This is a genomic window from Pseudomonas cyclaminis (assembly GCF_015163715.1).
GTDB classification, from domain to species: Bacteria; Pseudomonadota; Gammaproteobacteria; order Pseudomonadales; family Pseudomonadaceae; genus Aquipseudomonas; species Aquipseudomonas cyclaminis.
On the sequence record NZ_JADDUM010000234.1, the window covers coordinates 1 to 5,684 of the forward strand.

Here is a 5,684-nt window from a genome sequence, read left to right on the forward strand (position 1 = left end):
CGCGCCGGGGATATGCCCTTCGGCGTAGCGGGCGGCACTGGTGAGGTCCACCAGAATCAGGTGCTCGGCATCCAGTTTGCCGAGCAGGTCGCTGGATTCGATCACCAGCGGCAAGCCAGAGAAGTCAGGCATGTGAGGTCTCCTGGGCACAAATGTTGGCGATAAAGGACGGCGATTGTAGCGCAAGCATCAGGCGCTGCGGTTGGTAAAGCTGTGCAGGGCTTTCTCGATGCACTGGGCGGTTTTGCCGAAGGCCTGCACGGTGGTTTCCGAGAACGGCCCGCCGCCCTGGTCGGCGACCATCACCATCACCACGCGGCCATTGCAGCTCATCGAGCGCAACAGCAGGTGTTCACCGGTGAACAGGCGGCGCAGGATCGGCGGCAGCAAGGCCGAGAATTGCGCGTGGTTGTCCGGTGTCAGGCGCACCTGGGCGGATTTTTCCAGCAAGCGTTGCAGCAGCGTGCTGTTGACCACGTCCAGGCTCAGGTTGGTGGCGTCTTTGGGCAGGCCGTCGGCCTGGTGTACACGCAAGGTGCTCAGGGCGCGGTCGGCCATGAACAACAGGACACGCTGCATGCCACTGGCCACCAGGGCTTCCTTGGCGCAAGTGGTCAAATGCATGGCGTTGGCAAAGCGGCTCGGCTCTACCAGCAGTTCGGTGCAGCGGTTGCGCCAAACGGCCAGGGCCTCGGCAGTCGGTGGCGCCGCCGGCAGCAGGCCGCGATGGATCTTCTGGACGTGCCACGGCCAGATCAGCGACAGCGCCGGGTGCCAGAGGTCGGGCATCAGGGCGGTGCGGGCGCTGGTCACGGCTTGTTGGTGAGAGTGTTGCTGCACCTCTGCCAGGGGCTGCTGCAGGTACAGGGCGGTGAGGTATTGCCAGCGTTGGGTGTGCGGGCAGGTCCAGGACTCCTGGGCTGACATCGCCAGGCCATTGGCCAGCAGCACGGTATTGGCTGGCTGGTTCAGCCAGCGCCGCAGATTGGGTTCGGCGTCGAGCAATTGCTGGTGGCGCAACGGGTCGTCTTCGCGGGCGATATGCAGCGCCTTGACCAGCAAGCGTTGTTCGCGCAGCAGCAGGGTATAGCCCTGGGATACCCAGATCGGCAGGTGCCAGGCTTCGGTCAGACCCAGGCACAGGTCCAGCAGGCGCACGCCGAACAGTTCCTGCTCGACCTTGCGTGCAGGCTCGCCTTTGTGGATGACGCGCAGTTCCCACTCTTCAAGCAGTTTGGGGTAGGCAACGGCCATCGGCCACAGCGGCGACAGAAACAACAGGCTGCCCCAGTGAATGTCCTGCCAGAGCCGCGCCAGACGGCTGCCGAACAAACCGCTGGCTTGCTGCGACGCGTGCTGGCTCACCAGCAGCAGTTGGCGCAATGCCACGGGAATCTCTTGGGCCGGCACCGAGGGCAGGCGGGCGAGCAGTTCTTCGGCGCGCTTGAGGCCCAGGCGGTTAAGCGCCACTTCAAGGTTTTCCGCCGGTTCCGAGAGGCTGCCATGGGTGTGGCTGTTGGCCTCGCGCATCACGCTGAGCACCAGGGCGGGGCTGTTCTGCATCAGTTCGGCAATATCTCGCAACGAACTGCGGCTGTCGCGGATGGCCTTGCACACCCGGTCATGGCTGGCCTGTGGAACGGGCAGCAGCACGTCGTCCAGGCGCTTGATCCAAGCGGCGAGAGAGATAGGTCTTACAGATGGGACTGTCGTTTCATTAGCCATGATTGGGGCGCGATCATCACTTGCGGTCAACACGCCCGGAGCGGGCCGAACTGGCTTTTCGCCTTAACGGGCTATAGTCTGGCGCAGTTTTGCCGATAAGAGGAACAAGAGTTTTCCAGTTCCCCCAAATATGTCCATGAACCCGACGGCGCAAGTACTCATCTCCTATGGCTAAAATTATCGGCATCATCGTCGTCTTCGCGAGCGTGCTCGGCGGGTACGTCCTGTCCCACGGTAAAATTGCGGCACTGATCCAGCCTTTCGAGGTGATGATCATTGGCGGTGCGGCACTGGGCGCCTTCCTGCAGGCCAACCCCGGCTACATGACCATGCACGTGGTCAAGAAATCGCTGGCCATGTTCGGTTCGCGCTTTACCCACACCTTCTACCTGGAAGTGCTGGGCCTGGTGTACGAGATCCTCAACAAAAGCCGCCGCGAAGGCATGATGGCCATCGAGGCCGACATCGAGGACGCCGCCGCCAGCCCGATTTTCGCCAAGTACCCGGCCGTGCTCAAAGACGAACGCATGACCGCCTACATCTGCGACTACCTGCGCATCATGTCCTCCGGCAACATGGCCCCCCATGAGCTGGAAGGTCTGTTCGACATGGAATTGTTCAGCCTTAAAGAAGAGCTGGAACACCCTTCCCACGCCGTGACCGGCATCGCCGACGGCATGCCCGGCTTCGGTATCGTTGCGGCGGTGCTCGGTATCGTGGTGACCATGGCGTCCCTGGGCGAAGGTGACCAAGCGGCCATCGGCATGCACGTAGGTGCGGCGCTGGTGGGTACGTTCTTCGGTATTCTCGCGGCCTATGGTTTCTTCGGCCCGCTGGCCACCTCCCTGGCTCACGATGCCAAGGAAGAAATCAACCTGTACGAATCGATCAAGGCCAGCCTGGTAGCCTCCGCTTCCGGCATGCCGCCTTCGTTGGCGGTCGAGTTCGGTCGCAAGGTGCTGTACCCCAAGCATCGCCCAAGCTTCGCCGAGCTGGAACAAGCGGTTCGCGGTCGCTAAGCCATGGAAAACAACCAGCCGATAATCATCAAGCGCGTCAAGCGCTTCGCTGCGGGGCACCATGGTGGCGCCTGGAAGATCGCCTTTGCCGACTTTGCGACGGCGATGATGGCGTTCTTCCTGGTGCTGTGGCTGATGTCTACCGCCACGCCCGAACAGAAGATCGCCATCGCCGGTTACTTCAAAGACCCGATTGGCTTCTCGGAAAGTGGCACGCCGTTTGTGATCGACCTGGGCGGCTCGCCGCAGTTGGCGCCTGAGCGCACCATCAACCCAGAGGTCAAGACCGAGGCCCCGCAGGAAAAAATCCCGATCGAGCGCGACACCGTCGAGAGCATGGCCGAGCAGGTCGAGCAGGAACGCCTGGAGCTGTTGCTGCAAGAGTTGCAGACCAAGGTGGATGAAAATCCGCAGTTGCTCAAATTCAAGGATCAGATCTCGTTCGAGATCACGCCCGAAGGCCTGCGCATCCAGATTACCGATGCCGCCAACCGGCCGATGTTCGATTCCGGCAGTGCGCGGCTCAAGCCGTACTTCGAAGACATCCTGCTGGCCATGGCGGACACCATCAAGGCGGTGCCGAACAAGATCAGCATCAGCGGCCACACCGACGCCAAGCCGTATGCCGGCCAGGGTGATTTCGGCAACTGGGAACTCTCGGCCAACCGCGCCAACGCCGCCCGTCGTGCGTTGGTGGCAGGCAGCTACCCCGACCCGCAAGTGGCACGTGTGGTGGGTTTTGCCTCCTCGCAGCTATTCGAGCCCAAGGATCCGTTTAACCCGATCAACCGGCGTATCGACATCGTGGTGCTGACCAAAAAGGCCCAGCGCGCAATTGAAGGTGATCAGCCGCCCGTTGCACCAACTCCAGGCGCGGGTGCGCCGGGCGAAGTGCCTGCTGATCCGAACGCCATCCCGCCGGGGCAGGAGCCGTTGCCGGCCCATGAGCTGCGGCAGAAGCTGAATCTGTTTGATGATGGTGGAGTGAAGGATCCTACGGTGCCTAAGGCGGGATCCTAAGACAGCACGTACAAAAAGCCGCGATGATCGCGGCCTTTTTGTATGTGCCCTACAAGCAAGTTTGCTCGCCACAAGGGTCAGTAACTGCTCTCAGGCAAGCTCGCAATAATCGACCGATAGCTGTTCATCCGCTGCTGCTGCACACGCCCGTCTTCCAAGGCCTTGAGCAACGCACAGCCCGGCTCGCGATCATGTTTGCAATCGCGAAAACGGCAGGTGCCGATCAGGTCGTTGAATTCGATGAAGCCCGCTTCCACATCGCTGCGGCTGACGTGGCCCAAGCCGAATTCACGGATCCCAGGGGAGTCGATCAACTCACCGCCACCAGGGAAGTGAAACAACCGCGCTGTGGTGGTGGTGTGGGTGCCCTGGCCGGAGAGTTCCGACAGCGGGCCGACACGGGTGTCGACTTCCGGCAGCAAGCTGTTGACCAGCGATGACTTGCCCACGCCGGACTGGCCGACAAACACACTGATGCGCCCGTCCAACTGCTGTTGCAGCTGTTCCATGCCGTTACCGTGATGGGCCGAGACTTCCAGCACCGGGTAACCCAGGGTGCGGTAGACCGCCAGCAACGCATTCAGCGCCGGAGCGTTCTGCTCGTCGATCAGGTCGAATTTGTTCAGCAGCAACAGCGGGCGAATGCCGGCGTGCTCGGCGGCTACAAGGTAGCGGTCGATCAGGTTGGCATGGGGCTCGGGCAACGGCGCGAACACGATCACGATCATGTCGACGTTGGCCGCTACCGGCTTGAGCTGTCCGCGGCTGTCAGGTCGACGCAACTCGGTGGTGCGCGGCAGCTGGGCGACGATCACGCCGATCCCCTGGTTGCCCGCACGCCACACGACCTTGTCGCCGGTGACCAGCGCCGGCAGGTTGGCGCGCAAATGGCAGCGGGACACAGAGCCTGCCAGTTCGCCTTCCAGCGCCTCGACTTCGACCTGCACACCAAAGTGCGCGATCACCAGGCCCGTTTGCTCGGGGCCCAGGTCGCCGCCCTCAAGCGCTTCCACGGCGGAGGATTCACGTTTGGCGGCGCGAGCGGCGCGTTCGCCTTGAATCTTTTCGATGCGCCAGTTTTGGCGACGGTTGAGCTGGCGTTTGGCCATTGGTGTTCCGTGTCGATAATGCAAAGGTTGGGTAAAACGGTCGCGAGTCTAGCACGGCCCCGCCTGCTAAACTGCGCAGCTACGCCAAGGTGCCAAGAGAATCAAGCCATGCAAAACCCACAGAACCTGATTTGGATCGATCTGGAAATGACCGGTCTGAACCCCGACACCGACGTCATTATCGAGATGGCGACCATTGTCACCGACAGCAACCTCAACACCTTGGCCGAAGGTCCGGTGATCGCCATCCACCACAGCGACGCCGTGCTCGCCACCATGGACGAGTGGAACACCCGCACCCACGGCAACTCCGGCCTGACCCAGCGTGTGCGCGACAGCCGCATCAGCATGGCCGAGGCCGAAGCCGAAACCATCGCCTTCCTGGAACAGTGGGTGCCCAAGGGCAAGTCGCCGATCTGCGGCAACAGCATCTGCCAGGACCGCCGCTTCCTCTATACGCACATGAAGGGGTTGGAAAGTTACTTCCACTACCGCAACCTGGACGTGTCCACGCTCAAGGAACTGGCCGCGCGCTGGGCGCCGGAAGTCAAAGACAGCTTCCACAAAGGCAGCACCCATTTGGCGCTGGACGATATTCGCGAGTCGATCGCCGAGCTGCAGCATTACCGCAAGCACTTCATCAAGGCTTGAAACGGTTTCTTGCCGTGTCCGGGCTTCCTGTGGTGAGCGGCTTGTCCCGCGTTGGCTGCGTAGCGGCCCCACTACCGTCGCCGCATTCCTCCAGATAAATATCATCGCCAACTATTTGGGGCTGCTGCGCAGCCCAGCGCGGGGCAAGCCCGCTCACTAC

At 62.0% G+C, this 5,684-nt stretch carries 6 protein-coding genes; 3 read left to right on the forward strand and 3 right to left on the reverse strand.

The window, feature by feature from the left end; genetic code table 11:
- Positions 1 to 132: rhodanese-like domain-containing protein (locus IQK56_RS25575; RefSeq protein WP_341869547.1), on the reverse strand; the 132-nt coding region annotated here is incomplete at its 3' end.
- Positions 133 to 189: 57 nt separating this feature from the next.
- Positions 190 to 1,725, reverse strand: a complete 1,536-nt coding sequence (locus IQK56_RS25580; protein ID WP_122308462.1) for an HDOD domain-containing protein — start codon at positions 1,723 to 1,725, stop codon at positions 190 to 192.
- 167 nt (positions 1,726 to 1,892) lie between these two features.
- Here IQK56_RS25580 and motA point away from each other — a divergent pair, with 167 nt between their 5' ends.
- Both motA and motB read left to right on the forward strand, forming a co-directional pair.
- On the forward strand, positions 1,893 to 2,744 hold the full coding sequence (gene motA / locus IQK56_RS25585) for a flagellar motor stator protein MotA (RefSeq protein ID WP_122308461.1): 852 nt from the start codon (positions 1,893 to 1,895) through the stop codon (positions 2,742 to 2,744).
- Positions 2,745 to 2,747: 3 nt separating this feature from the next.
- Positions 2,748 to 3,764: a flagellar motor protein MotB gene (motB, locus tag IQK56_RS25590; RefSeq protein WP_122308460.1), complete on the forward strand. Its 1,017-nt coding sequence runs from the start codon at positions 2,748 to 2,750 to the stop codon at positions 3,762 to 3,764.
- 77 nt (positions 3,765 to 3,841) lie between these two features.
- Here motB and rsgA read toward each other — a convergent pair whose 3' ends face one another.
- Positions 3,842 to 4,873: a small ribosomal subunit biogenesis GTPase RsgA gene (gene rsgA, locus IQK56_RS25595; protein ID WP_003171340.1), complete on the reverse strand. Its 1,032-nt coding sequence runs from the start codon at positions 4,871 to 4,873 to the stop codon at positions 3,842 to 3,844.
- A 108-nt stretch (positions 4,874 to 4,981) separates the two neighbouring features.
- Between rsgA and orn the strand changes: the two genes are divergently transcribed.
- Entirely contained in the window at positions 4,982 to 5,524 is a 543-nt protein-coding gene (gene orn, locus IQK56_RS25600; protein ID WP_150674920.1) for an oligoribonuclease, read from the forward strand.
- The last annotated feature ends 160 nt before the right edge of the window (positions 5,525 to 5,684 follow it).